At 67.4% G+C, this 25,984-nt stretch carries 28 protein-coding genes and 1 other annotated feature; of the genes, 17 read left to right on the top strand and 11 right to left on the bottom strand.

Annotation, left to right across the window (positions count from 1 at the left end; translation table 11 throughout):
- Positions 1 to 21 precede the first annotated feature (21 nt).
- A complete protein-coding gene (locus ACFO6V_RS28300; RefSeq protein WP_377142554.1) occupies positions 22 to 903 on the bottom strand; it encodes an LLM class flavin-dependent oxidoreductase in 882 nt (293 codons plus the stop codon).
- A gap of 72 nt (positions 904 to 975) precedes the next feature.
- Positions 976 to 1,416 (bottom strand): Lrp/AsnC family transcriptional regulator, encoded by a 441-nt coding sequence (locus ACFO6V_RS28295; protein WP_377142552.1) that lies wholly within the window; start codon positions 1,414 to 1,416, stop codon positions 976 to 978.
- 64 nt (positions 1,417 to 1,480) lie between these two features.
- Between ACFO6V_RS28295 and ACFO6V_RS28290 the strand changes: the two genes are divergently transcribed.
- The 5 genes from ACFO6V_RS28290 (at position 1,481) to ACFO6V_RS28270 (ending at position 5,655) form a co-directional block, all read left to right on the top strand.
- Positions 1,481 to 2,398 (top strand): SMP-30/gluconolactonase/LRE family protein, encoded by a 918-nt coding sequence (locus tag ACFO6V_RS28290; RefSeq protein WP_377142550.1) that lies wholly within the window; start codon positions 1,481 to 1,483, stop codon positions 2,396 to 2,398.
- A 28-nt stretch (positions 2,399 to 2,426) separates the two neighbouring features.
- Positions 2,427 to 2,870 carry a ribonuclease HI gene (rnhA, locus tag ACFO6V_RS28285; protein ID WP_377142721.1) on the top strand — a complete coding sequence of 148 codons (444 nt, stop codon included), beginning with the start codon at positions 2,427 to 2,429 and terminating at the stop codon, positions 2,868 to 2,870.
- Positions 2,871 to 2,960: 90 nt separating this feature from the next.
- A complete protein-coding gene (lpdA, locus tag ACFO6V_RS28280; protein ID WP_377142548.1) occupies positions 2,961 to 4,364 on the top strand; it encodes a dihydrolipoyl dehydrogenase in 1,404 nt (467 codons plus the stop codon).
- 94 nt (positions 4,365 to 4,458) lie between these two features.
- Positions 4,459 to 5,244 carry an RHS repeat-associated core domain-containing protein gene (locus ACFO6V_RS28275; protein WP_377142546.1) on the top strand — a complete coding sequence of 262 codons (786 nt, stop codon included), beginning with the start codon at positions 4,459 to 4,461 and terminating at the stop codon, positions 5,242 to 5,244.
- Between the two features lie 273 nt (positions 5,245 to 5,517).
- Positions 5,518 to 5,655, top strand: coding sequence for a hypothetical protein (locus ACFO6V_RS28270; protein ID WP_377142544.1), 138 nt, complete (start codon positions 5,518 to 5,520; stop codon positions 5,653 to 5,655).
- A 117-nt stretch (positions 5,656 to 5,772) separates the two neighbouring features.
- On the opposite strand, the gene ACFO6V_RS28265 is transcribed toward ACFO6V_RS28270, so the two are convergent.
- The 3 genes from ACFO6V_RS28265 to ACFO6V_RS28255 all read right to left on the bottom strand — a co-directional run bounded on the left by ACFO6V_RS28265 (position 5,773) and on the right by ACFO6V_RS28255 (position 8,714).
- Positions 5,773 to 6,246 (bottom strand): hypothetical protein, encoded by a 474-nt coding sequence (locus ACFO6V_RS28265; protein ID WP_377142542.1) that lies wholly within the window; start codon positions 6,244 to 6,246, stop codon positions 5,773 to 5,775.
- A gap of 115 nt (positions 6,247 to 6,361) precedes the next feature.
- Positions 6,362 to 7,498 carry a ParB N-terminal domain-containing protein gene (locus tag ACFO6V_RS28260; protein ID WP_377142540.1) on the bottom strand — a complete coding sequence of 379 codons (1,137 nt, stop codon included), beginning with the start codon at positions 7,496 to 7,498 and terminating at the stop codon, positions 6,362 to 6,364.
- Complete coding sequence (locus tag ACFO6V_RS28255) at positions 7,491 to 8,714, bottom strand: hypothetical protein (protein ID WP_377142538.1); 1,224 nt, start codon at positions 8,712 to 8,714, stop codon at positions 7,491 to 7,493. Before ACFO6V_RS28255 ends, ACFO6V_RS28260 begins: the two co-directional genes overlap by 8 nt.
- A gap of 123 nt (positions 8,715 to 8,837) precedes the next feature.
- Here ACFO6V_RS28255 and ACFO6V_RS28250 point away from each other — a divergent pair, with 123 nt between their 5' ends.
- The 6 genes from ACFO6V_RS28250 (at position 8,838) to ACFO6V_RS28225 (ending at position 13,858) form a co-directional block, all read left to right on the top strand.
- Entirely contained in the window at positions 8,838 to 9,329 is a 492-nt protein-coding gene (locus ACFO6V_RS28250; RefSeq protein ID WP_377142536.1) for a GNAT family N-acetyltransferase, read from the top strand.
- Between the two features lie 134 nt (positions 9,330 to 9,463).
- Positions 9,464 to 10,114, top strand: a complete 651-nt coding sequence (locus ACFO6V_RS28245) for a hypothetical protein (protein WP_377142534.1) — start codon at positions 9,464 to 9,466, stop codon at positions 10,112 to 10,114.
- A 59-nt stretch (positions 10,115 to 10,173) separates the two neighbouring features.
- Positions 10,174 to 10,926 carry a DUF6308 family protein gene (locus ACFO6V_RS28240; protein WP_377142532.1) on the top strand — a complete coding sequence of 251 codons (753 nt, stop codon included), beginning with the start codon at positions 10,174 to 10,176 and terminating at the stop codon, positions 10,924 to 10,926.
- A gap of 169 nt (positions 10,927 to 11,095) precedes the next feature.
- Positions 11,096 to 12,142 (top strand): HAD domain-containing protein, encoded by a 1,047-nt coding sequence (locus ACFO6V_RS28235; protein ID WP_377142530.1) that lies wholly within the window; start codon positions 11,096 to 11,098, stop codon positions 12,140 to 12,142.
- A gap of 349 nt (positions 12,143 to 12,491) precedes the next feature.
- The gene (locus ACFO6V_RS28230) at positions 12,492 to 13,202 is read left to right on the top strand and encodes a WD40 repeat domain-containing protein (RefSeq protein WP_377142528.1); all 711 of its coding nucleotides are present in this window, start codon (positions 12,492 to 12,494) and stop codon (positions 13,200 to 13,202) included.
- A complete protein-coding gene (locus ACFO6V_RS28225) occupies positions 13,199 to 13,858 on the top strand; it encodes a hypothetical protein (RefSeq protein WP_377142526.1) in 660 nt (219 codons plus the stop codon). The genes ACFO6V_RS28230 and ACFO6V_RS28225 overlap by 4 nt, the downstream gene beginning before the upstream one ends.
- A gap of 117 nt (positions 13,859 to 13,975) precedes the next feature.
- Here the strand turns inward: ACFO6V_RS28225 and ACFO6V_RS28220 are convergent, their stop codons facing one another.
- Positions 13,976 to 14,440 (bottom strand): YcxB family protein, encoded by a 465-nt coding sequence (locus ACFO6V_RS28220; protein WP_377142524.1) that lies wholly within the window; start codon positions 14,438 to 14,440, stop codon positions 13,976 to 13,978.
- Positions 14,441 to 14,513: 73 nt separating this feature from the next.
- On the opposite strand from ACFO6V_RS28220, the gene ACFO6V_RS28215 reads away from it, so the two are divergent.
- A protein-coding gene (locus tag ACFO6V_RS28215) for an IS3 family transposase (RefSeq protein ID WP_377142522.1) occupies positions 14,514 to 15,748 on the top strand; the annotation gives its coding sequence in 2 pieces (ribosomal slippage) (positions 14,514 to 14,793 and positions 14,793 to 15,748; 1,236 coding nt in all).
- Positions 14,792 to 14,905 (top strand) — a sequence feature (AL1L pseudoknot). Its footprint overlaps the gene before it by 114 nt.
- Before the next feature lie 77 nt (positions 15,749 to 15,825).
- Here ACFO6V_RS28215 and ACFO6V_RS28210 read toward each other — a convergent pair.
- Both ACFO6V_RS28210 and ACFO6V_RS28205 read right to left on the bottom strand, forming a co-directional pair.
- Entirely contained in the window at positions 15,826 to 16,437 is a 612-nt protein-coding gene (locus ACFO6V_RS28210) for a hypothetical protein (protein WP_377142520.1), read from the bottom strand.
- A gap of 197 nt (positions 16,438 to 16,634) precedes the next feature.
- On the bottom strand, positions 16,635 to 17,582 hold the full coding sequence (locus tag ACFO6V_RS28205) for an HNH endonuclease (RefSeq protein ID WP_377142518.1): 948 nt from the start codon (positions 17,580 to 17,582) through the stop codon (positions 16,635 to 16,637).
- A 589-nt stretch (positions 17,583 to 18,171) separates the two neighbouring features.
- Between ACFO6V_RS28205 and ACFO6V_RS28200 the strand changes: the two genes are divergently transcribed.
- Complete coding sequence (locus ACFO6V_RS28200) at positions 18,172 to 19,401, top strand: hypothetical protein (protein WP_377142516.1); 1,230 nt, start codon at positions 18,172 to 18,174, stop codon at positions 19,399 to 19,401.
- A gap of 404 nt (positions 19,402 to 19,805) precedes the next feature.
- Here ACFO6V_RS28200 and ACFO6V_RS28195 read toward each other — a convergent pair whose 3' ends face one another.
- The gene (locus tag ACFO6V_RS28195; RefSeq protein WP_377142514.1) at positions 19,806 to 20,360 is read right to left on the bottom strand and encodes a TetR/AcrR family transcriptional regulator; all 555 of its coding nucleotides are present in this window, start codon (positions 20,358 to 20,360) and stop codon (positions 19,806 to 19,808) included.
- Between ACFO6V_RS28195 and ACFO6V_RS28190 the strand changes: the two genes are divergently transcribed.
- The gene (locus tag ACFO6V_RS28190; protein ID WP_377142512.1) at positions 20,359 to 21,333 is read left to right on the top strand and encodes an alpha/beta fold hydrolase; all 975 of its coding nucleotides are present in this window, start codon (positions 20,359 to 20,361) and stop codon (positions 21,331 to 21,333) included. The genes ACFO6V_RS28195 and ACFO6V_RS28190 overlap by 2 nt on opposite strands.
- Before the next feature lie 99 nt (positions 21,334 to 21,432).
- Here the strand turns inward: ACFO6V_RS28190 and ACFO6V_RS28185 are convergent, their stop codons facing one another.
- Entirely contained in the window at positions 21,433 to 22,017 is a 585-nt protein-coding gene (locus tag ACFO6V_RS28185; RefSeq protein ID WP_377142510.1) for a hypothetical protein, read from the bottom strand.
- Between the two features lie 155 nt (positions 22,018 to 22,172).
- Here ACFO6V_RS28185 and ACFO6V_RS28180 point away from each other — a divergent pair, with 155 nt between their 5' ends.
- From ACFO6V_RS28180 to ACFO6V_RS28170, 3 genes are all read left to right on the top strand, one after another.
- A complete protein-coding gene (locus ACFO6V_RS28180; RefSeq protein WP_377142508.1) occupies positions 22,173 to 22,622 on the top strand; it encodes an SRPBCC family protein in 450 nt (149 codons plus the stop codon).
- A gap of 48 nt (positions 22,623 to 22,670) precedes the next feature.
- Positions 22,671 to 23,624, top strand: a complete 954-nt coding sequence (locus ACFO6V_RS28175; protein WP_377142506.1) for a hypothetical protein — start codon at positions 22,671 to 22,673, stop codon at positions 23,622 to 23,624.
- Between the two features lie 77 nt (positions 23,625 to 23,701).
- Complete coding sequence (locus tag ACFO6V_RS28170) at positions 23,702 to 24,880, top strand: NUDIX hydrolase (RefSeq protein WP_377142504.1); 1,179 nt, start codon at positions 23,702 to 23,704, stop codon at positions 24,878 to 24,880.
- A 12-nt stretch (positions 24,881 to 24,892) separates the two neighbouring features.
- Here ACFO6V_RS28170 and ACFO6V_RS28165 read toward each other — a convergent pair whose 3' ends face one another.
- Positions 24,893 to 25,891, bottom strand: a complete 999-nt coding sequence (locus tag ACFO6V_RS28165) for an ArsR/SmtB family transcription factor (RefSeq protein ID WP_377142502.1) — start codon at positions 25,889 to 25,891, stop codon at positions 24,893 to 24,895.
- Between the last annotated feature and the right edge of the window lie 93 nt (positions 25,892 to 25,984).

Here is a 25,984-nt window from a genome sequence, read left to right as displayed (position 1 = left end):
GTCGTTTCGCCAACGGCCGTTCTAGATGGTCGGCGGGCCCTGGCGCACCTTCTCCAGGAGCAGCTCCGGCGTGACCGTGGCCGGGTCCCACCACGAGTCGATCCACCAGGTGACGCCCGCGTCGGCCATGACGCGGGCCTGCTCGGCAGCCTCGGCAGGATCGGGCGAGAGCTTGCCCTGCAGGATGACCTCGAACGGCCGGTCACTCCGGGCGCCGCCCGTGCCATTCCCCTCGGTCGCGTCCGACCGGTGCGCCGTGAGCCAGTCGACCAGTCCGGTGATGTGCTCCGTCGTCAGATCGTCCGCCGTGCCGCGCAGCTGCGGGACGATCCCGTCCCAGCGCAGCGTGCGCCTCAGGTTCTTGGCGGGCGGTCGCTCGGCGTCCCAGACGCCGACCGGCCACACCGGGATCCGGCCGTTGACCGGCTGCTCGGGGAAGCGGAACGGGCCGGTGCTGATGTGTTCCCCGTGGAACTCGAAGCCCTCTCCGGACCAGGACTGCTCGAGCCAGGCCAGCGTCTCGTCCAGCAGCGCTGCCCGCTCCTTCAGGCCCGTCGCCTGACCCGGTGCAGAGGTGAAGCCGCGGTCGTCACCCACCCCGACGCCCACGGGCAGGACCAGCCGGCCGCCGGACAGACGGTCCACGGTGAGTGCGCGCTGCGCGAGCTCCCACGGGCGGTGTCGCGGTACGGCGAACACCATCGCGCCGAGCGTGATGCGCTCCGTCACCGTGGCAGCGGCGGCGAGGACGGCGAACGGGTCGTAGACCGGCATTGCCCACTCGCCGTCGAGGCTGATCGCGTCCCAGGTGAAGAAGCCGTCCCAACCGTGCTCCTCGCTCTCGCGCGCCAGAGCGATGTGCTGGTCGATCGTGCCGAAGCTGCTGATGAATCCGAACTTCATACCGTTCCTCCGGGTGGCCCAGGTGGTTGTCCGACGTCACCCAGCACGCTACGCCGAGCCTCTGACACTCCCTCAGATGTGAGTGGGGCGCTCGAAGAACGTCTCCAGGACCACTATCGCGTCGGTCCCGGTGACGCCGTCGACGCCGAAGATCTGGCGCAGTGCCTGCTGCAGCTCCTCGGTGGACGCGGTGCGCACCTTGACGAGGACCGAGGCCGCTCCGGCGACGATGTGCGCCTCCTCGATCTCCGCGATCCGGGCCAGCGCCTCGCGGGTGGACGGGTCGCCCATCCAGGCGTTCGCGTCGACCATGACAAAGGCGAGCACGCCGCGGCCGACGGCTCTGGGGTCGATCTCGATGGTCGTCCGCCGGATCACTCCGCGTTCCCGGAGCTTGCGCACCCGGTCGTGAGCCGCCCCGGCGGAGAGCCCTACGGCCTTGCCCAGCGCTGTGTACGGCATACCCGCGTCCTGCTGCAGCAGCTTCAGGAGCTCCCGGTCGACGTCATCCATGGCAGGGACTATACCGACGGTACTGGCTGTACAGGAATCGGTCATTCGGACTAATCTCCGAATCGTGTCTACTTCTGAGACGATTCCTGCCGAGTTCGTCGCGCTGGACGAGCGGTTCGCCGGATGCGATGGCGACTACGTCGTCAAGCGCCACTTCTCCGATGCGAGAAAGACCGAGGGCCCCGCGTACTTCGCGGGCGGGCAGTACCTCGTCTTCAGCGACATCCCGAACGACCGGCTGCTGCGCTACGACGAGACGACGGGCGCTGTCGGCGTCCTGCGGCACGGCTCCGGATACGCCAACGGGAACACCGTGGACCGCCAGGGACGCCTCGTCACCTGCGAGCAGGGCGGCCGGCGCGTGACGCGCACCGAGCACGACGGCTCGGTGACGGTCCTCGCGGACAGCTATCGCGGCAAGCGCCTGAACAGCCCGAACGACGTAGTGGTGCGCGCGGACGGTTCGGTGTGGTTCACGGACCCCACGTACGGCATCACTGGGGACTACGAGGGCAACAAGGGCGACTCCGACTTCGGCGGCGCCTGCTACGTGTTCCGCATCGACCCTGCCGACGGGGAGGTCACCGTCGTCGCGGACGACTTCGTCCGCCCCAACGGGCTGGCGTTCTCGTCGGACGAGCAGCGGCTGTTCGTCGTCGACACCCGTCAGGACCCGAGCCACATCCGCGTCTTCGACGTCACGGACGACGGGCGCCTGACCGGCGGCACGATCCACGCCACGTGCGACGCCGGCCGCTTCGACGGGCTGCGCCTCGACACCGAGGGTCGCATCTGGGCCGCGGCCTGGGACGGCGTGCACTGCTTCGCTCCCGACGGCGACCTGATCGGCAAGCTGCTCCTGCCCGAGTCGGCCGCGAACCTCACCTTCGGCGGGCACAAGCGGAACCACCTCTACATCACGGCGGGCACCTCGCTGTACTCGCTGCGGGTCACCTTCAACGGTGCCGCGTACCCCCGCTGACCACCGGCGAAGCTAGGGTTGCGCCGTGATGCAGACGCGACCCGTGGTGGAGATGTGGACCGATGGCGCCTGCAAGGGCAACCCCGGGCTGGGCGGCTGGGGTGCGCTCCTGAAGGCGGGGGAGCACTCCAAGGAGCTGTTCGGCGGGGAGAAGCTCACCACGAACAACCGTATGGAGCTCAAAGCCGTGGTCGAGGCGCTGCGGGCGCTCAAGCAGCCGAGCGACGTCACCATCCACGTGGACTCGTCGTACGTGATGAACGGTATGAAGACCTGGATCGTGGGCTGGAAGCGCAACGGGTGGAAGACCGCGAGCAAGCAGCCGGTGAAGAACGTCGACCTGTGGCAGGAGCTCGACGCCGAGGTCGCCAAGCACACGGTGCGCTGGGTCTGGGTCAAGGGCCATGCCGGCGACCCGGGCAACGAGGCGGCGGACGCGCTGGCGAACAAGGGCGTCGACAGCGTGCGCTGAGGGCTTGCGCCGACGGCCTGTCGGAAGCCGTAGCGGTAACGAGACCGATGTCACGTCACCACGATTCGCGCACCCTAATACCCTTGTCCCATGGCTTCCCACTACGACGTCGTACTCCTCGGTGCGGGCCCCGGCGGCTACGTCGCCGCGATCCGCGCTGCCCAGCTCGGTAAGTCCGTTGCGATCATCGAGGAGAAGTATTGGGGTGGTGTCTGCCTCAACGTGGGCTGCATCCCTTCCAAGGCTCTGCTCCGCAACGCCGAGCTGGCCCACATCTTCAACCACCAGAAGGACCTCTTCGGCATGACCGGGGACGTCACCTTCGACTTCGGCAAGGCGTTCGACCGCTCGCGCGACGTGGCCGGCGGCCGCGTCAAGGGCGTGCACTTCCTGATGAAGAAGAACAAGATCGCGGAGCTCGACGGCCGCGGCACGTTCCGCGACGCGAACACCATCGAGGTGGCCCTGAACAAGGGCGGCACCGAGACCGTGACCTTCGACAACGCGATCATCGCGACCGGCTCCGAGGTGCGCCTGCTGCCGGGCGTCGAGCTGTCCTCGAACGTCGTGACCTACGAGGAGCAGATCCTCACGCGCGAGCTGCCCAAGTCGATCGCGATCGTCGGCGCCGGCGCCATCGGCATGGAGTTCGGCTACGTCCTGAAGAACTACGGCGTGGACGTCACGATCATCGAGTTCCTCGACCGTGCGCTGCCGAACGAGGACGCCGACGTCTCCAAGGAGATCGCCAAGCAGTACAAGAAGCTGGGCGTCAACCTGCTGACCTCGACCGCCGTCCAGACCGTCAAGGACGACGGCTCGTCGGTCACCGTCACCTACAAGGGCGTCAAGGACGACAAGCCCGGCGAGCTCGTCGTCGACAAGGTCCTCATGGCGGTCGGCTTCGCGCCCAACGTCAGCGGGTTCGGCCTCGAGAACACGGGTGTGCAGCTCACCGAGCGCGGCGCCATCGCGATCGACGACCACATGCGCACCAACGTGCCGCACATCTACGCCATCGGTGACGTCACCGCCAAGCTCATGCTGGCGCACGTCGCCGAGGCGCAGGGCGTCGTCGCGTCGGAGACCATCGCCGGGGCCGAGACCCAGACCCTCGGCGACTACCGGATGATGCCGCGTGCCACGTTCTGCTCCCCGCAGGTCGCGTCCTTCGGCCTCACCGAGCAGCAGGCTCGCGACGAGGGCTACGACGTCAAGGTGTCGTCGTTCCCGACGATGGCGAACGGTAAGGCGCACGGCCTCGGCGACACGACGGGCTTCGTCAAGCTCGTCGCCGATGCGAAGTACAACGAGCTGCTCGGCGCGCACATGATCGGGCCGGACGTGTCCGAGCTGCTGCCGGAGCTGACGCTCGCGCAGAAGTGGGACCTGACGGCTGACGAGGTGGCGCGGAACGTGCACACGCACCCGACGCTGTCGGAGTCGGTGCAGGAGACGGTGCACGGTATTGCTGGGCACATGATCAACTTCTAGTTGGTCGCTCGGCCGCCCTGGGGCGGCCGGCCTGGTCAGAGGCCCGGATCCGCGGAATTCCGCGGGTTCGGGCCTCTTCGCGTGCCGGGGTGTCGTGGACACCTATGGACGTGAGGTGCCCCGAATTGCCCCCCGCAGGGGCACGCAGGGGGCACGCCGAAACGACCAGGAGGGCCGGCAAGACGACGGTACCGGGCTCACATACCACCGCTCTCGCTACTACCAGCCGGCAACGGGGCGATTCATCTCCGAGGACCCCATCGGTTTCGCGGGTGGCTCCAACCTCTACACCTACGGAGCCAACGCACCAACCACGTATACCGACCCCACCGGGAACAACCCGCTCCTGATCGGCTGCCTCGCCGGTGCGGCGATCGACGGCGGAATCGACTACACGGTCCAGCGACTGTCCGGCCGAAAGGTTCAATGGGGACAGGTCGGGGCCGCGGCCGCTCAAGGGTGCGCGCTCGGCATGCTGGGCCCTGTGGCCGGAAGCATCATGAAGACCGGCCGGATCGGAGCGGACGCAAGCGCGGCCGCGCGAGTGGCAGACGAGTACACGACCCTTCCACTTCAGAACATCGCCAACGGCGGCGACACGGTGCTGGGCCACGTTCCTTTCATCGAGAAGGCTCAGTCGCGTGGCGCCAGCTACTTCGATATCGGCAACCAGTGGTATGTCATCGAGGGGCGCGGTGGAAACCCCTGGGTGCTGAACGAAGCATTCCTTCGCGACCGGGTCGCCGCTGGGGATCGAATTCTGCTGTCGGTCCCCAAGGGTAAGATTCGGGAAGGGACTTACCTGCAGAAGGAGATCGAGTACCTGTTGGACAACGGTTATCAGTGTGTCAATCAGTGGGCCCTCAAGCCGAAGGGGTAAGTGGTGGAGCAGATCCTCTAGTTCATCGTGTCGCACATGGGGTACTTGTGGCGCGAGGCGCGATTTCGAATCACGGGGTCGGAGGTCAGTATGTCCAACGGTGGTAACTCGACAGTCGTGATTGAGTCTGGGCTGCTCCGCATTAGGCTGGAGACGGACCGTCGTCAACTTCTTCTGGACTTCCAACCGGTGCACACAAACAGGCTGACTGACTGGTATTCAGTGGACATCGTTCGTCGGTTATACCGTGGTGAGCGAGAGGCCTCCGGAGTAATGGACGAATCCTACGCGGCGTTTGTCGGCGATAATCTGCATGATATCGAATCTCGCTTTTCGCCTGAGCGGTGGGAAGGCACCCGCGAGGAACTGAAAAAGCTCGAAAGAAAGCGATCCAAGGAGATGTGGGGCTGACCGGAGATCTATAGCGGCCGCTGTGTTCAGCGATAGTCTCCACTGCTCTCCCAAGGCCCGTCGCCGGCGTGATGCTGACGCCGGGCTGCCCACAGGTGTCAGCGGTGCAGGGCTGCGTTAGGTAGCGCCGCCGAGACCACGCTGATCTGACTCTGCGCTCGATGTCCCGTTGGCAGTCCGGCAATGTTGACGAGGATGTCGTGACGTTGGCCTCGCCTCGTACTGATGGAGGACGTGTCTAGCGGCTGGCCGGCCGTCGTCGTGCTGGTACCTGAGGTCGGTCAAGTGCGCCGCGATCCGGTCCAGGGGTAGCTCGCCAGCGGGCGTGACAGCCGCGTACGCAAGAACGAGCAGGTCGGCGTCGATGACGAACCGCCTGCGCTCTTGTGGCGGGGTCGCTCCGGTGCGATGGTCGAAGAGCACCGCTGGCTCGTCGCGGGCGGTCGCGCCCGCACGGGTGAGGTGCAGCGCTCCCTTGTACTTGCGCAGCAGTCCGAGGCGCTCGACCATCGCCTCCCGAAGCTCAGCAAGGTCGGAAGGTTGCCGCGGCATCGCTTCGGAGGGCGGTGCGGTGTCGGGGTGATCGCTCACCTGGCCACCGTACCGACCGTATGGCGGGGCAGTGTTCACGGCCGGTGGGACGGGCGCTCCTAGCGTGACGTGGTGACGCGGCCGTCTCCGTCGATGGCCGCGCGGCAAAGAAGGGTTACTCGTTTTCGTCCGACACGGAGTCAGCCACATCGAAGAGGGTCTGGTCGCTACCGGTATCGCGTGCCGGCCGGTTCGCCTTCCGTGCTGCCTGAGCTCGCCGGGCGAAGGCATTCGATTCCGCGAGCACCTCGCGGAAGGTGGTCCAGTCGGTCTCGGAGGCGCTCGTGGCGATGACCGTGGGGTCGTACTGTGTGGTCCAGCCTTTGAGGCTGGACCAGATCGTGGCCCACTGCCGCAGGCTGGAAGCTGAGACAGCACGTCGCGTGCTGTCGGCCTGACTGTTCTCACGATCCCCGACCCTGTCGTTGCTCGGGGCGTGAGGGCGATTCTCGTTCTTCCTGACTGTGCCCAGGAGCTCCTGGACGTCGGAGGCGGTCACGGGTTCGATGGTCTGCTGGTCGGGATCACTTGCGGCCAGAGCTGACCGTACGGCCTCGTACTCGGGATAGACCGCGTTCCCGTCCTCGATCCGTGACAGGGCCTCGGCGGCGAGGCTACGGATGTGGTCCGGTTGGGTAGCGTCTTGGGTGAGGTCGACGAGCATGCTGAGGCGTTCAAGGGTGTTCTGCGACTTGCGGCCGGTGACGATCAGCGCCGCCTGCTCGCGGACCTTGCCCTGCCCAGCGTGATCCTGCGTGACCTCCATCGGGTTGTCGGGTCGTACCGGTGAGGTCCGGTGGACTCCACCAGCGGCGTCTGTCTTGCCGATTTTCTTGTCCTCGTTGCGCCGTGCACCCCCGAACCGGGTCTCGGCCTGGCGACGTGCGGCGTCTTGGCGGAGTAGCTCCTTGATCTCGCGGTAGAGGGCTTCCCTCTCCAACGGGGTGTAGTCCTTGCGTTGGGTGTTCTCGTCGCGCTCGGCCAGCAGAGCTGTGACCGGGTCGGAGATCCCGGAGCGCACCCAGACCTTGATCGACTGCCAGCCCAGGCGCTTGACGGCTTCCAGACGACGCCACCCGCAAACCAGCACGCGGTCCGGTGTGACGGTCACGGGCTGCAGTAGCCCGAGCTGGTCGATCGATGCGGCCAACGCATCCAGATCGCCGGCGTCCTTGCGGTGCCGGGCACCGACGACGATCGAGTCGACAGTCACAGTGAGAGCCCCTGCCGGGGTGCTGGCTTCGTCAGGCATTACGCACCATCCTGGTCGTGATCGGTCGATCTGCTGCAGGGACCGCAGCCCCGTGTCCTGGACGCGCTGAGCGGATGATCTGGTTCACGAGCCGCTGATCCGCCAGCAGAGTGGAGATCGGTTCGCCGGACAGGACGCGGCGAAGGAGACCGGTGACGTGACCGAGGCCGTCGTCTGGTCCCAGAACCAAGCGGCACAGAGCCGTCCACGAGCGGTGCGGAATGTCGAGCAGGGTCAGCGGCGTCAGGTCGCGGCGCAGGTACTCGAACGCGGTGGCAGGGTTGCCGGCCTCGGCCAGGCGGCAGCAGACGTAGTCCAGGCCGTTGGTGGCGACGGAGCGGGGCCAGCCGAGCGTGACGAGCAGCTCGACGATGTTCGCCACGGCCACCGGAACCTCCCCGGGAGCAACACCGTTCACCGAGCTCGCGCGGGTGGGTGAGTCATCGGGCGGTCGACGTCCAACAGCAGTGACCGTGTCGAGGTGGTCCGTCCATGAGCGGTCCCCGTCGTCACGTTCGCCGAACCGGACCACGTCGCGGTGCCCGCCGGACATCAGGCGCCGAGCCTTGCCGGTGGAGCACAGCAGGGCGTCTGCGCGTTCGTTCGCCTGCACGGTCAGCTCCACCGCTCTGGTCACCACCGCCCACGGGTCGACGGCACGCACAGTCGCGGGAGCGCGCAGCACCTCGAACGCAGCCACGGCTGCGTCGTGCGAGGTCTGTCGGTAGCGACGGGCCAGCGCGCCGAACCGGTGGGCGCAGTGGTCGAGCAAAGCCTCGGCCTCCGGGTCGGTGGCCCAGGCATCCGGACCTGCATCACGCAGCCGGAACAGGAGCTGACGTAGGCCTTCCGGCGAAGCGAATTCCCGTGGCCCGGCTGGTCGATCCGGTGGGACCGTCGGCGTCGTGAGATCGGTGGCGTTCATGTCGTGCACCGTGACATGCGCCTGTACCTGTCGAGGTACCCCGTGACGTCCACCCGAGCGCGAATTCTGCGGCTCCGACGACCGGGGGAGATGACGTTTGCGCAGGTCGGTGCACGGGTCATTGATGTCCCCCAACTCGTGGAAATTGGTTGCGGAGGCCGGCGACCGTGGGCCGTGCGGAGTGCCCGGGTTACAGCGCAGAGCGGGACCGCTAAGGGAGCGCGCGGTTTCTGGTTCATAAGGGCGACTGTGTCGATCGGCCGCACGCTTTCCGCACACCTTGGAGCGCACACCAGGCCGCACACCTGCCGGTGTGCGGCACATACGCCCTGGTCAGCTGCTGCACACCAGTTCGTAGGCGGACGCTCCCGAAAAGCCTCGCAGGCACGGGCAATCGGGTGCCATCGTGAGCCGATGAGCGAGCCCCAGGTGCGACCCGCGGTCCTCGACGACGCCGAGGCGATCGCCACCGTGCACCACACCTCCTGGGTGCAGACGTACTCCGATTTGCTCCCGGCCGAGCACTGGGAGAGCGACACGGTCGAGCGACGCGCGCAGCGGTGGCACGAACGGCTGTCCGACGGTCCAGGGAACCTCGCGGTCGCCGTGGTCGACGAGCAAGTGGTGGGCTTCGCCAAGGCTGGCCCCACGCGGAGGAAGAAGAACGTCCCGCCGCCAGTCCGGTCCGAGGAGCTTTGGGCGCTCTACGTGCTCGGCGAGCGTCACGGGACCGGGATCGGCGCGCTCTTGCTCGAGACCATCCTACCGCCCACGGTGCCCGCCGAACTTTGGGTCGCCGATGCCAACCCACGTGCCCGACGGTGCTACGAGAAACACGGCTTCACGCCGGACGGTGCCCGGTTCACGGATGACCTCAACTTCGCCTTGATCCGCATGGTGCGATGACCCCGCGCCGCGGCGCAGGGCAGTCGCTGCGGGCCGTGAGGATGACGCCGAGCGCAACCACGGCCGCAACGGCGTCGCAGAGACTTGGCAGCGAGCACGGGCCTGACAGCGTGAACCGGTGAAAGACTCGTGCGATGGACTCTCTCCACTGGCATGCGTCGATGGACCGTGAGGCGTACGCAGACCCGTTTCTCGCGAGGGTCGACGCGATCGCCGACGCTGCGCGCGCCGGGCGGTGGCGTGACGTGTTCGCCGCGTTGGATACGCAGCCCTCGGACGGAGCCATGTTCCATCCGAATGTCTGGCGGATCGGTGGGGACTCCGGATTCACGCCGCTGCACCAGGCCGCGTGGCACGGGGCTTCGGTCGAGGTCGTCAGGGAGCTCGTTCGGCGAGGTGCGTGGCGGACGCTTCGTGCCGCGGACGGCCTGGACGCAGCGGGTATCGCGCGTGAGCGGGGGCACGAGGAGCTCGTACCAGAACTGCAGTCACCAGGTCCCGCGAGTGACCTTCGGTTCTCCGTGCTGGACGGGCACCTCATGGGTCTGATCGAGGCGCGCGTGCGCCCGGCGCTCGGAATCAAGTTGCGGTACCCGCAGGCCGCCGTCGTCCATGAGGCTGGCACGATCTGGTACCCGGTCCCCGGGATGTACGGCGGGTTCGTGTTCAAGGCGATTCCGGAAGGCGTGGAGGCGGAAAGCTGGATCCGGGTCGTGGGCGGCTCCGGTCAGCGGCACGTCATCAGCCGCAACGGTTGTCACCTGGTGGAGGAGGGGTTCGTGTGAGCCTCTTGGTGTGGCTTTTCAGCCTGTGAACTGGTCGCCGTCCGCTCTACCGTGTGCTGATGACGGCAGATTCCGCCGGGCGTACGATGCCGGCGATCCTCGAGCCCGAGTTCGCGCCGCTGGCCGCCGAACTGCTGCGCGACTACTACACCGGTACCAAGAGCAACGGCCAGCCCTTGTTCACCGGGGCACGGTTCGAGTCCTTGGGCGGGCCGTGGAACGACCCGGCGAACGCGGGCCGGTTCACTGCGGGGGACCTCCTGGCAGTGTCATGCCTGTCGATCGATCTGCCTGGCGCCGCTGCCATTCGGATCCTGGAGACACAGACCGGCCCCATGGGTGAGCGGCTTGCCGCGATGCCTCGGCTCGGCGTTCCCCTCTGGGAGGCCTCCGACTCAGAGATCGGCGGGGATTCTGCCGCTGCCGAGCTCTGGTGGTTGCTGCGCGGGGGACGGGATGGCATCGGCAGGGTGACAGCGAGCAAGCTCATGGCCCGCAAGCGAGCCGACCTGATCCCGGTCTACGACCGCGTCATCGGATCGGCCCTGGGCCTGACGAGCGCTGAGGGCCACTGGGAGACGATGCGCCAGCTGATGCTGACCAGCGTCGACGGAGTGCCTCTCCACCAACGACTCGGCACGATGGCGGTCGATACCGGACTCGCCCCGCTCGTCACCCCTCTGCGAGTCTTCGACGTGCTGGTCTGGTATGCCTACAACCCGAACAGCACGGTCAGGGCCGGGGCGCAACGGCTCGCGGACGAGCTCAGCGAGTCGGGCGCGCTCTCGCAAATCTGGGATGCGCGGGCGTGATCCTGTGCGAGACGCTGGGCCAAGGCTCGGCCTGTAGGCACAGGCGCAGCCGTCCTCGCCTGTGGCGGGTGCAGCCCCGCAGAACGCCAGCTGACAGCGATGCTGCTCAGCACTTCCGGCACTACGGCGACTGCAGGAACATGGGCACCGACCGGTAGGGTCACGCTCCGTGACGCAGCGACCGATGGTGTTTCTGGACATCGACGGGACACTCCTGCCCCTCGGCCCTGGTGACCGGTCGCACGCTGTCGACGACCCTCGCGCGTGGCGGGCACAGTCCAACCCATTGCTGGGCAAGCTGCACAGGGCGCCCAGCATTGGGTTGCTCCGGCTCGGGGCCGAATTGGTGTGGGCCACGGCATGGGGGCAGGACGCGAACGACGTCGTCGCGCCGATCCTGGCGCTGGGGCGCCTGCCGGTCGTCGACTTCGACGCGGACGACGGGCTCGCGGTTCCGGGCGGGCTCCACTGGAAGACAGCATCGCTGGTCCGATACGCGGCAGGCCGCCCCTTTGTCTGGCTCGACGACGAGATCCGCGACCTCGACCGGCAGTGGGTCGAAGTGGCGCACCCAGGTCCGGCGCTTCTGCACAGGGTGAGCCCGACATCCGGCCTGACCGAGGACGACCTCGCCGTGGTCAAGGCCTGGGTGCAGGAGACTGCAGGCCCGCCCCTTCCCGACGTCGTGCCGCCGCACCTGCGGGCGATCATGGACGCCCGGTATGACTACCACGACGGCAGAGGCGTCGCCTTCGAGCCCTATCAGGAGCTAGAACCGGTCCCTGAGACCGGCTGGTGGTTACGGCACTGGACGGGGAATCCGCACATGACCGGGGAGGAGTTCCGTCCGTTCGGGACTGACGGCGGGGGCGGGTATGTGTGCTCGTGGATGATTCGCGAGGATGCGGGCCTGGTGGATCAGCCCGTGGTGTATCTCGGATCGGACGGCGACGTGGCGGTCCTGGCTGCTGACGCCTGGGACGCGCTGTGGTTCTTCGCCCACGGGTTCGGGCCGCACGATGTTCCGACTGAGCTCGAGCCGGGGGAGCGTTGCTTCACACCTGAACCGGATCGGGTCGTGCAGCCGCACGCCGAGCTCACTTCGTCCGCAGTCCGGCTCGCACCGGGACGCCGTCGGCCCATGGAGCAGATCGTCGCCGAGGCAGCGGTTGACGTGCCCGACCTGCGTGTCTGGGTCGATGAGCTCTGTCGTTGAGCGCTGACCACGGATAGCGCAGCGGGAGGTCCGCTACCGTGCGCTGGTGTCTTGGTACTCGTGGAGCGATGACCAGCAGATCTTCATCGCAGATCTTGCCCGGAGCCCAGCCGATGGGAGCCCGCTCGTCGGGCACGTGACCATCCCGCTGCCGGCAGAGCATCGTGGGGCGTCGCTGGTGGATGAGCTCGTGACCATTGGTGACGGTGACCCAGTGTTCACGGCGCAGGATGTGGTAGTCCGTATGGGCGCCGGAGGTGCGGTGGCGTGGTCCCATGATCTCGGGCCCAGTGGACCCCAGCGCGGACTGTCCCACTCGGGCATTGTCGTCAGCCGCGATGACGCCATCGTGTGGGTGTACGCGGCCGACGCCATGGCCGACCGCGGCGACGACGATCGCCTGCTCGTCCTGGACGCGGGCACGGGGGAACTGCTCGCCTCAGCGGCTCTGGACTCGGTGGGGCACGGCGCCGAGCTGCTGGCGCACGCCGACGGGAGCCTGCTCGTCGGCGTCGCACAGGGGCAGGACGGCGGGATCCTCTACCTCGCGGGCTTCGACGACGGCGAACTCACGGTGCAGGAGCTGGACGGCGCGCTGGACGGTGACCGGGTGCCGTGCGCGTTCTCACCCGACGGCACGCGTCTGCTGACGTGCGACTACGACGGGCCTGACGACGTCGCGGTGCACTCCTGGCCGGACGGTGCGGTCCTGGCGACGTTCACGGCCGAAGATCTGGTGCCCGAGTCGCTCGACGGTGAGATGCCAGTCCTGGAGTACGGAGCCGGGTTCCTCGACGATGGTCGGGTACTCGTGACGGTCAAGGGCGAGGTCGAGTCGGAGGAGAACTTTGTCGAATGGGCGGTGCCGGTGGTGATCGACCTGGCGTCCAGTACAGCGGGGGCTGTGGCGGCCCCTGGGCCGGCGCAGAGGCAGGGGCCGGTCGCGCTCGGCGACGGGACTTGGGTCGCCGTCGACCGTCGGCCTGAGGGAAGCCAAGCACCCCTGGTTCACCGTCGGTACTCGACCAGTGACGGACGTTCCGCGAGCGACCGGCAGTGAGCGACGTCGACCTGCTGCTGGCGCAGCGTCGTTGGCTCGCACAAGACAGTGTCTATGCGGGCTCACCCGAGCCCCATCAACTTGTTGAACTCACGGGTATGCCTGTCATGTCACGGCTACTTACCTCAGCGACCGTCACGCCGGTCCGGATCAACGGCGTCGATCATGAGCTGCTCGCGTGGGGACAGGCCACGGACCGCCGCGGATGGTTGTGCCGCCTTCCGGAGCCTCGTGACGACGACGGAGCGATTCCGAAGGTGCTGCGGACCGTCTTGGCCGCCACTGGCGGGATCGTCGAGCACTTCGGGGGTGTCTCCGACTCCTGGTGGTGGCTCAACTGCACCGACGTCCTGACTCGCGAGGCGGCAGGATGGCCGGTGGAACAGATGCTCGGCGCCTACGAGTGGATATGGACCGACGAAGGGCTCCGCATGCCGATAGCGGCCGCGGACTATGTGCCGGTCGCCCGAGAGGCAAACGGCAACCTCACCCTCACGCACCGGCGTACAGGGCAGGTCGTCTGGTTCGCGCCGGACCACGCGGCGTCAGGTGTCACAGTGTTGCCGGGTTGCCCCGAGTACTCCCTGTATACGTTCGACGGTGCGCCGGATCTGGCCTCGTGGATCGAGACGGGCGCTCTCCAGTGGGCGCAGTGAGCTCGTCCCTGATGGTGGGCGATCCGCATGTCGTGCCGGCTCGACAGGACCCCACACGACGGGAAATACGGCGAGAGGTGAGGCAATCGCTATCAGCTCATGCGAAGGAACCACATCTCAGCGCTTGCTGTACTGCGGTGCGTGCGCCCGGATGAGGTCGCCTGCTGGACCGATGTCCTCGGGTTGCAGAGCGCGTTTGGGCACCAGGATCGGTGTCGACAGGACAGCGGGCGATACGTGAAACACGAAAGCGCGCTTGCCCTCGATCGCTAGGACCACCGAAGCCCACGTGAACATGGACGATGCGACAGCCTGTTCGACCGTGATGCCGTCGACGGCGATCCGGACGCTCGTGGGACGCCGGGCTGCGCTGTTAGCGCGCCAGATCAGCCGCGGGACAAAGATGGGGGCAAGCAAGGTGGCCCAGAGCAGTACCGCCGTCGATGCCAACACAAGCGTGAAGGAGAAAGACCTTCCCACGGGGTCGTTCCGCCAGCCGATCGACAGCACTATCCCGATCGCCCAGAGTGCGATGAAGAACAGAAGGAACGAACGGGGTACGCCGGCCAGTCTGATGAGCACGACGATGTCTCGCCGTTCGGGTGTCTCGCCCCGGGTCTGATGGAGGCCCTCATTCCAGGGAAGGATGAGAGCTATGGCTGCACCGAGGAAGTACCCCGAGGAGCTTCGGGAGCGAGCGATCCGGATGGCGGTGGATCTGCGGAAGGACCCGGCCACGAAGCCTGGTGCGCTACGTCGGGTGGGTGAGCAGCTCGGGATCCACCCGGAGACGCTGCGGAACTGGGTCAACCAGGCCGAGATCGATGCTGGTGACCGGCCGGGCACGAGCAGCGACGATGCTCAGCGCCTGGCGGAGCTGGAACGCGAGGTGCGCGAGCTGCGGCGGGCGAACGCGATCCTGCGTAGCGCGTCGGCTTTCTTCGCGGCGGAGCTCGACCGCCCACAAAGATGATCGTCGACTACATCCGGGCCCACCGGCAGGAGTTCGGGGTCGAGCCGATCTGCGCGGTGTTGCAGGTCGCCCCGTCGACGTACTACGCGGCCATCTCCCGCCCGCCCTCGGCCCGATCGGTCACCGACGCGGCCAGGACCGCGGTGATCGAGCAGATCCACGGCGCCAACTACGGTGTTTACGGCGCCCGCAAGGTGCACGCCGAACTGCGCCGGCAAGGCCACCAGATCGCGCGCTGCACCGTCGAACGGCTGATGCGATCCGCGGGGTTGCGGGGCATCACCCGGGCCAAAGGGCCTCGCACCACGGTGGCCGGCACAGGCCCGGAGACACGCCCGGATCTGGTCGAGCGTGACTTCACCGCCACTGGCCCGAACCGGTTGTGGGTCGCGGACATCACCTACTGCCGGACGTTCTCCGGCTGGGCGTATGCCTCGTTCGTGATCGACGTGTTCTCCCGCCGGGTGGTCGGCTGGCAGGTCTCGAGGTCGCTGCGCACCGACCTCGCGTTGGACGCGTTGGAGATGGGGCTGTGGAACCGCACCCGGGCCGGTCAGGACGTGACCGGGCTGACGCACCACAGCGACAAGGGCGTGCAATACGTCGCTGTTCGCTATACCCAGTGGCTGGCCGAGGCCGGCGCGGTCGCCTCGGTCGGCTCGACCGGCGACTCCTACGACAACGCCCTGGCCGAGGCGTTCAACTCTTTGTTCAAGGCCGAGCTCGTGCGCAACAAGGGACCGTGGAAGAACATCGACGACCTTGAGCTCGCAACCGCCGAATACATCGACTGGTTCAACCACCATCGCCTGCACGGCGAGATCGGCCTGGTCCCACCGGCCGAGTCCGAAGAGGCTTATTACCGAAACAACAGCGCCCCGACTACCGTCGGAGCGTCAGAACCGAGCCTCCACTAAACCCGGGGCGAGACAGCCCGGATCCGCGGAATTCCGCGGGTTCGGGCCTCTACGCATATCAGGTGTCGTGACCACGTTCAGGTCGATCGGCCTGGTTCCTCCGGCCAGACGATTTGGCGTGCTCGCGGAGCTACGCCCGATTCGTGGAGACTGCCATCCGCACGTCGTTCCCAGCCGAATCCGTGAGCGTCGCGGAACGTTGCATGTGACACGCTGCTCGACCCGACATGACGAAAAAGGTGAGTCACCGATTCGTTGGGATTCAGGATGTGGACCTGCGGTCCGCGGTTCGGTTGGGATGATCGGTGCGGGCAGAACAGGGTCAGGTCAAACACCGGCATGTCGGAGTAGTTGCTGACGGTTACCTCAACCTCGTTCGTGCCGAAGCGGCCTTCCACAACGGTCATGACGTCCTGGAGTACGATGCGTCGCGCCTGCGCCTCGCGCTGCCTAGTGATCGCTGTCTGTTCAGCCTTGTCGCGCTCCTGCCGAGCCTCATCGCGTTCTTGACGAAGCCGTTCGAGTTCGGCGCGCTGCGCTTCAGCACGATCTCGTGCCTCCCGCCGTCCCAACATGAGCGCGACCACGACAGCGCCGACAGTTGCTCCCGATCCGACAATGGATGCGACTGCAGCGACAACCTCCCATGCGTCGTGCCATCGTTCGACGTATTTGATCAGAATCGACATGTCCGGAATGTATCGCCGTGTCTATTCTCCGGCCCGGTGTGATGTGATGCGCCGTCAGGGGCGCCGCTCAAGCGCCAACGGTTCTGCGGCACCGACGCTCGACAACTACAAAGTGACGCGGGCCCAGGCGCCGGCGCGCTCACCAGGGCGGGGTTGTCGACACTGGTCGAAGGTCTCTCGCCCCGGCGCTGATGAGGTCAGGAGCGATCGAGCGGGGACAGCTCGCGGTGTTCGCGCCAGTGGTTGTCGAGCCACTCGACCTGCTCGGTTCGGAGCTGGGTCGCGAGAGGTTGGTCGTGAAGTCCGGCGTACTGGGGGTACTCGGCCAGGTCGGAGGCGACGTCGATCCGGAGCCTCGTGGGGTCTACCGAGAGCAGGCCGTCGTCGAAGAGCCGATGGATGTCCCTGCGTAGCATCAACCCACCGTGCTCGAAGTGCTCCCCGAGCTGGGCGTAGCTGTACAGGTGTCCCGCTTCAAGAACGCGCGGGGGAGCGGAGCCGGTAAAGGCGCAGTTGCTCCCCTGGCTGGCGAGGATGTGTTCCCGGAACTTCCGTTGTCCCCGGCGGACACGAACGATCGAGTGCTTGAAGCCGTGGACGAGTTCGATGTGCGGTTCGGTCGTCGTCGGCCACGACAGGTCTGGCACGCGCGCGAGCACTCGGTCGAGTGCCCGGTGGGCGTTCTTGTTCGCCAGAGCCTGTTGAAAGGCGGGCCACTCGATCTCCCGGATGGAGTTGAAGCTGCCGCTCTTGAGGATGAACGGCCGGATCTCGCCCTCGTCGAGGAGCCCGTCCAGCGCAGTCCAAGCAGCGTCGTAGCGAGCCGTGTACATCGTCACGTCGACCTTCTCAAGGTGCGGCGTGTCGAACTCCGACCTGCATGCGGTGTTCGAGCACCGGAACCGTGGTTTAGCCTTCGACGGCGGATTCGGGCGGGTCTTCCCGCACCTGGGACACCGCTGCATCGTCTTGGTGCCAGGAATTTCCTTGATCTGCTCGATCACCGAGATCCCGAGGAGCCTTTCACCGTCCCACAGGGCGATCGGGTCGCCCACCTGCAGACGCTTGTGGTTCTGGACCTTGCTGTCGTACAGATACTCGATGCCGAGCTGGTCGTCATAGCGCGACCCGCCGTCGGTGGTCATCAGCAACCAGGCGCGTCGGGGCCCAGGAGCGTCCATGCGCACAGCTTTGCACGAGCGGACTCGTTGTGGCCGTCAGGTGGGTTCGGGGATCGGGGAATCACCCGGGACTGCTGCACCTTCTGGTGTGCGGCGCGTACGTTCTGGTCGGGAGCGCACACATGTCCATCGTCGCGGAGCCCGCTTCGCAGACGCAGCCCCTTGAGCTTCGCCTCGTGGCTGCCACATTCTCCTGGGCTGTATGCGTCCTTGCGCATCGTGCGCCTTCCCGCCGGGTCTGGAAGGCAGGCGCGCGCGCTCGTCGTACGAGTGTGCTTGGACGGCCTGTGCCCGGATCTGCGTCCATCATTGCTCGAGGAGGACCTGCCGACCCGGATGCCCCGGATGTTCCGGACTCCCCGGACGCTCCCAGTCAGCCTGCGCGGCGGCGATGTCTAGCAGGCATAGCACCTGGTGTAGCCCGCATTGCGTCGATGAAAGGCCCAAGATGTCCGGTCCCCACCACACTGTGCCGCCGCAGCACAAATTGCACCTGGCGCTCGCCTGTACTCGAGGCGCTTCGTAGCCTCAAGCCCGGTGAAAGGAGCCGTACATGACCGATACATCGGGCACCGATGGAGATGCGCAGCCCGTGACGCTTCTGGGCACAGCGGACGAGGTCAACGGCGGCATGTCGCTGGATCAGTCTTCCGAATCCGGACCTTTGGATCATGTCGCGGAAGCGGAACCACCAGTTGCTAAGCCCGCCAGGAGAGCTGCCCGTAAGCCCGCGAAGGGCCGCGGCCGAAAGGCACCGGCGCGCAAGGCGGCCGTACGCAGATCGACGGCTACCGCGAAGCAGGCAATATTCCCGAGGCATGCCGTCGAACGGGCTTTACGCATTCCGAAGGCAATTATCGATCAGAATGCAGGCAGGCCAACGTCGGTCGCGGATGCGGCGAAGTATGCGACGGGCGGATCAGCGAATGGCGCCTTCCGTACCGAGGTGTCATCGGCAAAAAAATACGGATTCCTCAAGAGTGACAATGGTGTCCTCACGCCACAGGACCGAGCGCGCAGGATTCTCTATCCGCAATCTGAGAACGATCGGATAAATGGACTCCGCGAGGCTGTTCTGGATGCCCCGAACATTGCGGAAGTGTACTCCCACTATCGAGGCGAGAATCTCCCGGACCGGGAGTTTTTCACGAACGCGCTGCGGGATAATTTCAAGATTCCGGCGGAGAAGATTCAGGAATTTCTCGCCGTCTTCGACGAGTCGATGAGATCAGCCCAGTTAGTCGATGCGAGCGGTGAACGTCAACGGTTGATCGATGTTGGAAGGGACGAGCGTGTTCCAGGTGCGGTAGCAGCCGCTCCACCGAAGGTCTCCGTGGCCAGTGGAACAACCTGCTTCGTGATGCAACCCTTCGGCGGGCATCTTGGCACCTACTACGAAGCCATATTCAAGCCTGCGATCGAGCAGGCCGAGTTAACCGCAGTGCGGGCTGACGATGACATCTTCGCAACGGGCAACATAATGGATCAGGTCTGGCGTGGGATCTTGCATGCCAAAGTCCTTGTGGCCGAACTGACGTCGAAAAATCCGAACGTTCTCTATGAACTCGGGCTCGCGCACGCATTGGAGAAGCCGGTGATCCTTGTTTCCTCCAACGAAGAGGATGTCCCCTTCGACCTCCGGCATATTCGAACGATCCTGTACGACAAGAACGACCCGTTCTGGGGTCAAAAACTGATCGATAAGATCGCGGACAACATCCGATCTGCACTCTCTAATCCTGAGGAAGCTATCTTCCAGTGGAGGGCAAGAGCCAACCGTTGATTTCGGAGCGGAGTCTGCTGCAGGCCCATCCAGGCCGTCGATGCCGCGCGTCGGCGGTATTGCGTCGAGCGGCACGCCCCCAAAGCGGCGCATGCTTGGCGGTCGGACGGCACACCCCCGGGGATGGCCGCTGTATGTGAAGCGGCCAGGAATTGGTGCGCCCGGCCGTCTGATCAGTAGCGGCTACGTCTGTGGCCTGCTACTGATCGACTGCTTGTCCCAGTAGCCGCCGAGGCGGCTGCGGGACACGGAACTCGCGACCGGCTCGTTCGATGAAGTGTGCGCCGCAGTGGTCCAACGCGCACGGCGCGCACGCGCCCCTCGCTGGCGCACGGCCCCTACGCTTTCTAGTTGGTCGCTCGGCCGCCTGGGCGCGGCCGGCCTCTTCGCGTACCAGGCCCAGATCACGACACAGCGAGGGCGCGGACCGCACGCTCGATCGCCGGCCGCAGGTCAAGACCGGGGTCGACCGTGAGCCGGTGCAGGAGCAGTCCGTCGCAGAGCGCCATGATGGCCCGGGCCGCCGGCGCAGGGTCGGTGATGCCGACGGCAGCCACTATCCGCTCGGTCCACCGCTCGAACTCGCGGCGCTGTCGCCGCAGTGGCTCGCCGAGCTCGGTGTCGCCCGCGAGCTCGAGGAAGAGGGCGTAGCGCGCGCGGGTACGCGCGGCGAACGGCCCGGTCTGCACCTCGGCCATGACACACAGGCCCTCGATCAGCCCGTCGAGCCCCGTGATCACCGGCATCGCGGCCGGGTCGAAGTCGGCGCGCTCGCGCTCGGCGATCCAGTCGACCACGCCGCCGAGCAGCGCCCGCCGGGTGCGGAACCAGTTCGACGTCGACCCGGGCGGCAGGCCCGCCCGTTCATCGACCCGCGCATGGGTCAACGCGCGCACGCCCTCCGCGCCGAGCAGCTCCACGGCCGCCTCGAGTCCGCGTTCGCGGGTAGCCGCAGGCATGGACACCCCTTTCCGAGAGATCTACTATGAACATAGTATTTCCACCCCAGCAAAGAGGGTCGCCATGCCCGCGCCTGAGCCCCGCAGCACACGTTGCGCCGATGCCGCGGTCTGGTCCCCGCCGCTGCCGGAGGCCCCCGGCTTCGACCATCTCGTCGTCGAGACGCCCGGCCTGCACACCCATGTCGCCGTCGTCGGAAAGGGCGATCCGGTCGTCCTGCTGCACGGATTTCCCGAGCACTGGTGGCAGTGGCACGCCATAGCTCCGGTGATTACTGCGGCTGGATACCGCGTCATCTGCCCTGACCTGCGCGGGGCCGGCTGGACCGTGGCCGACGACCCGCACATCGAACGTAAGACCCGGCTCCGCGACCTGCTCGCGCTCCTCGACGTCCTCGACATCGAGCGTGCCCACGTCGTCTCCCACGACATGGGCACGATCACCGCGATGCAGCTGACCTACGAGCACCCCGAGCGCGTTCGCGCGGCGGTGCAACTCTCGGTGCCGCCGGGCTTCATGAGTTTCAGCCCGAAGCTCCTCCCCGGCTTCGAGCATCTGCCCGCGTTCATCTGGCACCGCCCGGGTGCCTCGGTGCGCGGAACGTTCTCTGAGCGGTACGCCGCCCGCCCGATGTCGGAGGCAACCGTCGACGCGCACCTTGCCCCGATGCGTCTGCCCGAGATCGACAGCGCGGTGCGGCCACTCTGCCGCCGCATGATCCTGCCAGAAGCCCTGCGCATCATGCGCGGCATCTATCGCCGTAGGCGGCTAACCGTGCCCACCCTCGCCGTGTTCGGCCGCCGCGACCGCCCCTGGACCGAGGAGAACATGGGGCGCGCCTGCCGGGATCCGGAGCGATACGCCGATCGCTTCGAGCTCGCCTATGTGGACGACGCAGCGCACTTCATCACCGACGACGCCCCGGCCGCCGTCGCCGACGTCACGCTCGACTGGTTCGAGCGGGCAGCATGACGAATGACCTGGCTGTCCTTGAGTACCGTTCGGACCGCGAAGAACGAAGGCGGGCCCTGACCAACGCCAGGACCCGCCTCCACCAGACCTACCCCAGGATCAGGGCTGGATCGTAGGAACGAAGTTGTTCAGCAGGAACTTGCCCTTCTTCCCCGGCGGCAGCTCACCCATGAACCGAGTGACGACGCCCGTGCGCTCCGACTTGACCCACAGCTGGAAGTCGATCGTCTTGACCGAAGGGTCGCCCCAGTGGTCGGTCTGCGCGGCCACGAGCACAGCCTTCGTTGCGCCCTCGACCTTGACGTACGAGGCGTAGTAGCCGAGCTTGTTCAGCTCCTTCGGCTTCGGCATCGTCTGGTCCACGAAGGGCGACTGGACGAGGATCCGCCAGTGCTGGTCGGACCCCTCGGAGGTGGCCTGGGGGGAGGTCCACTCGTGGCCCTTGCCGCCGTCGCCCACGATCTTCTCGCCGGTCCACTTGGCCGGGACCTTGTAGTGGACGCCGTTGGTCTTGGTCTTCTGCCACTTGTCGGTCGCGCCCGGGGTGGGGGCACCGAGCTTGACCTCGGTCCCGACCTTGGGGCAGTCGGCGGCGACCGAGCAGGACACCGACGCCGTGCCGGCAGTGGCGGTCGTCGCCGTGCCCGCCGTCAGGCCCACGAGGAGGCCGGCCAGCAGAACCATCGAACCTATCTTTGCCTGTGTGTTTCGCATGACTTCTAAGACGCGCCGGCCGACAGGATGGTTGTGCCTGATCTGAAACTTGTGCGACGTACTGGCAGGTCGGGTGGCCTTTCTGGCTGTTTCACAGGCATCGGCGGCGCCGATAGAGTCGCAGCATGACCGGCCCCCGCCGCTACCGTGACGTCCGCGCAGCCACGCTCGCAGCTTCGCCGGAGGTCGTGTGGCGCGCCGTCCTCGATCAGGTCGAGGTGCTCGGGCAACCGTCCTGGTACGTGCGCATGATCGGCTGCCGCGACAGGCAGGCCTCAGGCCCGCGACCACTCGCGGCAGGTTCGGTGGTCCCGGGATTCAAGGTGACGACGGCGGATCCGCCCACCCAGCTCGTGCTCGACGGCGTCCACCGGTTCTCGGTCTACACGCTCACCTTCCGCGCCGTCGCGACAGATGCGGGCACGCGTCTGGAAGCGCACACCGACGCGACCTTCCCGGGCTTCCTAGGTGCCGTCTACCGGCTGCTGGTGATCGACTCGCGCTTCCACAAGCTCGCGACCCGGAGCATCGTGACGCGCATCCGCCGACGGGTAGAGCACGCCACACGGCCCTGACGAGAGCCGCCAGTAGAGTTTGCTTCTCGACCAACGGGGGAGAGCGCCATGACCGGAGACCCGAACGCCGACCACAGCCCGCACTCGCCGTCCGACGAGGAACGCCTGGCCGCCCTGCGGGCGCACTCGCCACGCGCCGCCCTGATGGACCGTCTGAGCCTCCTCGAGGGCGGGATCCCCGGCATCGCGGCCTACCAGGCCGCGCTACGCCTCCTGCCCAACGGTGCCCGGTCCTCGGGAACGAAGCCCCCGCCCGGAACGCGCTGGAACAGGGCCGAAGGCGCGTGGGAGGTCGACCACGTGGCCGCGATGCGGCTCTGGGAACCACGGGATGGTGTCGGGCTGCCGCCTCGGGAGATGGTGGACGCGTTCCTGACGGGCTATGCCGAGCGCACCGGGGACGACGGCGAACGTCAGCTGGTCGAGCAGCTCTACGCCGAGGCGGAGCGGCGGCTTGCCGAAGGGAGCGGCGCGCCGGAGAGCTCTTCGGGGATCAGTCCGGCTGAGGCGTCCGCCGTCGCCGCGCGGTACGGGTACGGCGAGCTCGTGGAGACGGTCACGTTCGACGCCTCGTCGAGGACGATCGGTTTCACCCTGCTCCTGGCCTTCGTGCCTGCTGTCTTCGCGTACCTGCTCTTGACCCAGGCGGACGGGGAGACGCTCCCGATAGTCGGCGGGACAGCCCTGCTCGTCGCGGCGGTCGCGGCGCTCCTCTGGGGCCTCGTGCCCCTGCGCCGGGTGCGGCAGGCGGCTCCGCAGCTGTTCGTGTTCAAGGACGGCGTCGTCTTCGCCGTCGAAGGGTTCCTGGATCCGTACGCGTGGCAGGACGTGGACCTGCACGAGACGACCGTCACCTCCACCGTCGGCTCGGACCAGCGCGAGGTCAGGGAGGACCTGCTCCTGATCGGCCCGCGCGGCAAGAGCGCACAGTTCCTCGTCCCGATGCGGCACCGCAGGACCATCGCCGCGGCGGCCAGGGCGGGTGGCGCGACGATCGGCTGACCCACGACGAGCCACGGGTCGGCCCGCTTCACGAAAACGGGTGGGTCGACCAGGTGGCGTGCGCAAGGATGACGAACGTGGACCCACGAGCTGACGCCGCCGCCCTGGTCGCCGACCGCTACCCGGACGCGCGCTGGGCGCTCCTGGCCGGCAGCGTGCTCGACCCGGGGTCCCGGACGGCGGGTTCGGACCTCGACATCGTGGTGTGCGTGCCCGACGACGCCGTCGGGCACCGCGACGCCACGCGGTGGCGAGGCTGGCCGGCCGAGCTTTTCGTGAACACTGAGGCCGGGCACCGCTGGTTCGTCGCGCAGGAGACGGCGCGGCGGAAGCCGACGCTGGCCCGGATGATCGCCACGGGCGTGCCGATCGTGGGGGAGGCCCACGTCCTCGGGCTGAAGGCCGAGTGCCAGGCGGTGCTGGAGGCCGGCCCCGGACCGGCGTCGGACACCGCGCTGGAGGACGCCAGGTACGGCGTGACCGACCTGTTGGACGACCTCGCGTACGCGCGCGACGGCGGCGAGGCCGACGTGGTGCGGTCGGTGCTGTGGGAGCGGGTCGGGCACCTGGCGCTCGCGGCGGCCGGGAGGTGGGACGGCGGCGGCAAGTGGCTGCTGCGCGAGCTGCGTGCCTGGGATCTCGGGTACGCCGCCCGGTGGGTGGCCGCCCGGCACGACGACCAGACGATGGTCGCCGTGGCACGGGCGACGCTCGACGCGGCGGGCGGGCCGTTGTTCGAGGGGTACCTGCGGCAGGCGCCCGTCGTCGACGAGCTCTCCGCGACCTCCACCCCACCGTCGGAGGTGGTGCGCCGCGCGGCGCGCGCGATCCTGCTGGACGACGAGGGCCGTCTCGTCGTGATCAAGCGGACGGTCCGGGGGCGCGCCCCGTACTGGGTCACCCCTGGTGGCGGGGTCGAGCCCGAGGACGCCTCGGTCGAGGACGCGCTGCACCGCGAGCTGTACGAGGAGCTCGGCGCGACGGCGCGCATCGTCCGGCAGGTGTTCCTGACGTCCCAGCCCAAGGACACCGGGATCAGCGTGCAGCACTACTTCCTCGCGCGGGTCGTCTCGATGGACCTGGCGCTGCGGTCCGGTCCCGAGTTCCAGGAACCGGTGCGCGGCACCTACGACGTCGAGCACGTCGACCTGCGCGACAACGCGGCGCTGGCCGGCATCGACCTGGTCCCCGCCGCGCTGAAGGCCTTCATCCGGACCAACCGTGACGCGTTGCTCGCCGACGCCGGGGCCTCCTGAGGCACCGCTTCATCACCCAGGGTGTCCTGCACCTCCCGAGACCATGAGGGCCTCTCCGACGTCGGTCAGGAAGTGGTGCGCTCGACCGTCCCGCCGGACGGTGGTGATCAGACCCGCGGCGCGCAGCTTCGCGGCGTGCTGACTGATCGCTACCGTCGTCGTGCCCGCGGCGGAGGCGAGGTCGCGCTGGGTGCGCTGCCCCCGCGCCATCGCGGCGAGCATGGTCGCTCTGGTTCCGCCCAGCACGCCCGCGAGGTCGGCGACCCGGGGCGATGGAGGGTTCCCGGCGACATCGACGTCGCGCGCCAGGGGGTAAGTCAGGACCAACGGCGCGTCCGGCTCGAGCGGGATGTGCACGGTGACTCGAGTGGCGAAGTAGCTCGGGGCCACGACGAGACCTCTGCCGCTCAGGTCCACTGCATAGTTGGCGCGCTGGTCAACGGTCAGCGTCGAGGTGTCCTGGTCCCACCCCACCGTTCCGTGAAGACGCCGGAGGACCTGGCCGAGCCCGTCCGTGGCCAGCTCGGCGGTCCGAGACCGCAGGTCGGCGGAGAGGTGGTTCTCGATCCTCGTCCACTCGTCGCCGATCAGACCATGGGCATAACGGTGGAGCGCGCGGAGGAAGGCGCGGCGTTCGGCGTCGCTGGTGAGCATGTGCCCGAGCCGCGTCAATGACGGATCACCGAAGCGGCTGAGGTGGTCCACCTCGGCTCTCAGCCGCTCCGCGGGGGCATCGAGGAACGCGGCGGCCGTGCCGGCCGCCGTCGGCGTCGGGCCCGTGACGCCCACGAGGTCGAACATGCAACCGGTACGTGACGCGAAGCTGTTGATCTCCAGCTCGTCGGGCGCCGCGAGCGACCGGCGCATCCGGTCCCTCCACGCCAGCCAGCGCCGTCCGGGGTGTGGTTCGCGCAGGACCGTGATGCTCTCCCACGCCTCGGCCAGCGGCCCGATCGTCGGGACGAACCTGACCTTCGTGAGGTCGGCAGGGGTCAGGTGAAAGCTGATCATCGATCGACGTGTCCTCGGGTCCGCGCTTCGGTGGGAAAGCCCGAAACAGGAACGGTCCAGGCGAGTCCACGATTCCCCGGGCGATAAGGCCAG

It is taken from the genome of Promicromonospora alba, assembly GCF_042654905.1.
GTDB classification, from domain to species: Bacteria; Actinomycetota; Actinomycetes; order Actinomycetales; family Cellulomonadaceae; genus Promicromonospora; species Promicromonospora alba.
This window is presented reverse-complemented; position numbering and strand designations above follow the sequence as displayed.

What these genes read in the sequence shown, in the direction of transcription:
- ACFO6V_RS28180 (WP_377142508.1), top strand. Translation starts at nt 22,173, where the DNA reads ATGACCGGCCCCCGCCGCTACCGTGACGTCCGCGCAGCCACGCTCGCA.
- ACFO6V_RS28300 (WP_377142554.1), bottom strand. Translation starts at nt 903, where the DNA reads ATGAAGTTCGGATTCATCAGCAGCTTCGGCACGATCGACCAGCACATC.
- ACFO6V_RS28240 (WP_377142532.1), top strand. Translation starts at nt 10,174, where the DNA reads ATGACGGCAGATTCCGCCGGGCGTACGATGCCGGCGATCCTCGAGCCC.
- ACFO6V_RS28210 (WP_377142520.1), bottom strand. Translation starts at nt 16,437, where the DNA reads ATGTCGATTCTGATCAAATACGTCGAACGATGGCACGACGCATGGGAG.
- ACFO6V_RS28165 (WP_377142502.1), bottom strand. Translation starts at nt 25,891, where the DNA reads ATGATCAGCTTTCACCTGACCCCTGCCGACCTCACGAAGGTCAGGTTC.
- ACFO6V_RS28195 (WP_377142514.1), bottom strand. Translation starts at nt 20,360, where the DNA reads ATGCCTGCGGCTACCCGCGAACGCGGACTCGAGGCGGCCGTGGAGCTG.
- ACFO6V_RS28175 (WP_377142506.1), top strand. Translation starts at nt 22,671, where the DNA reads ATGACCGGAGACCCGAACGCCGACCACAGCCCGCACTCGCCGTCCGAC.
- ACFO6V_RS28260 (WP_377142540.1), bottom strand. Translation starts at nt 7,498, where the DNA reads ATGCCTGACGAAGCCAGCACCCCGGCAGGGGCTCTCACTGTGACTGTC.
- rnhA (WP_377142721.1), top strand. Translation starts at nt 2,427, where the DNA reads ATGCAGACGCGACCCGTGGTGGAGATGTGGACCGATGGCGCCTGCAAG.
- ACFO6V_RS28205 (WP_377142518.1), bottom strand. Translation starts at nt 17,582, where the DNA reads ATGACCACCGACGGCGGGTCGCGCTATGACGACCAGCTCGGCATCGAG.
- ACFO6V_RS28270 (WP_377142544.1), top strand. Translation starts at nt 5,518, where the DNA reads ATGGACGAATCCTACGCGGCGTTTGTCGGCGATAATCTGCATGATATC.
- ACFO6V_RS28245 (WP_377142534.1), top strand. Translation starts at nt 9,464, where the DNA reads ATGGACTCTCTCCACTGGCATGCGTCGATGGACCGTGAGGCGTACGCA.
- ACFO6V_RS28200 (WP_377142516.1), top strand. Translation starts at nt 18,172, where the DNA reads ATGACCGATACATCGGGCACCGATGGAGATGCGCAGCCCGTGACGCTT.
- ACFO6V_RS28185 (WP_377142510.1), bottom strand. Translation starts at nt 22,017, where the DNA reads ATGGTTCTGCTGGCCGGCCTCCTCGTGGGCCTGACGGCGGGCACGGCG.
- ACFO6V_RS28295 (WP_377142552.1), bottom strand. Translation starts at nt 1,416, where the DNA reads ATGGATGACGTCGACCGGGAGCTCCTGAAGCTGCTGCAGCAGGACGCG.
- ACFO6V_RS28190 (WP_377142512.1), top strand. Translation starts at nt 20,359, where the DNA reads ATGGACACCCCTTTCCGAGAGATCTACTATGAACATAGTATTTCCACC.
- lpdA (WP_377142548.1), top strand. Translation starts at nt 2,961, where the DNA reads ATGGCTTCCCACTACGACGTCGTACTCCTCGGTGCGGGCCCCGGCGGC.
- ACFO6V_RS28250 (WP_377142536.1), top strand. Translation starts at nt 8,838, where the DNA reads ATGAGCGAGCCCCAGGTGCGACCCGCGGTCCTCGACGACGCCGAGGCG.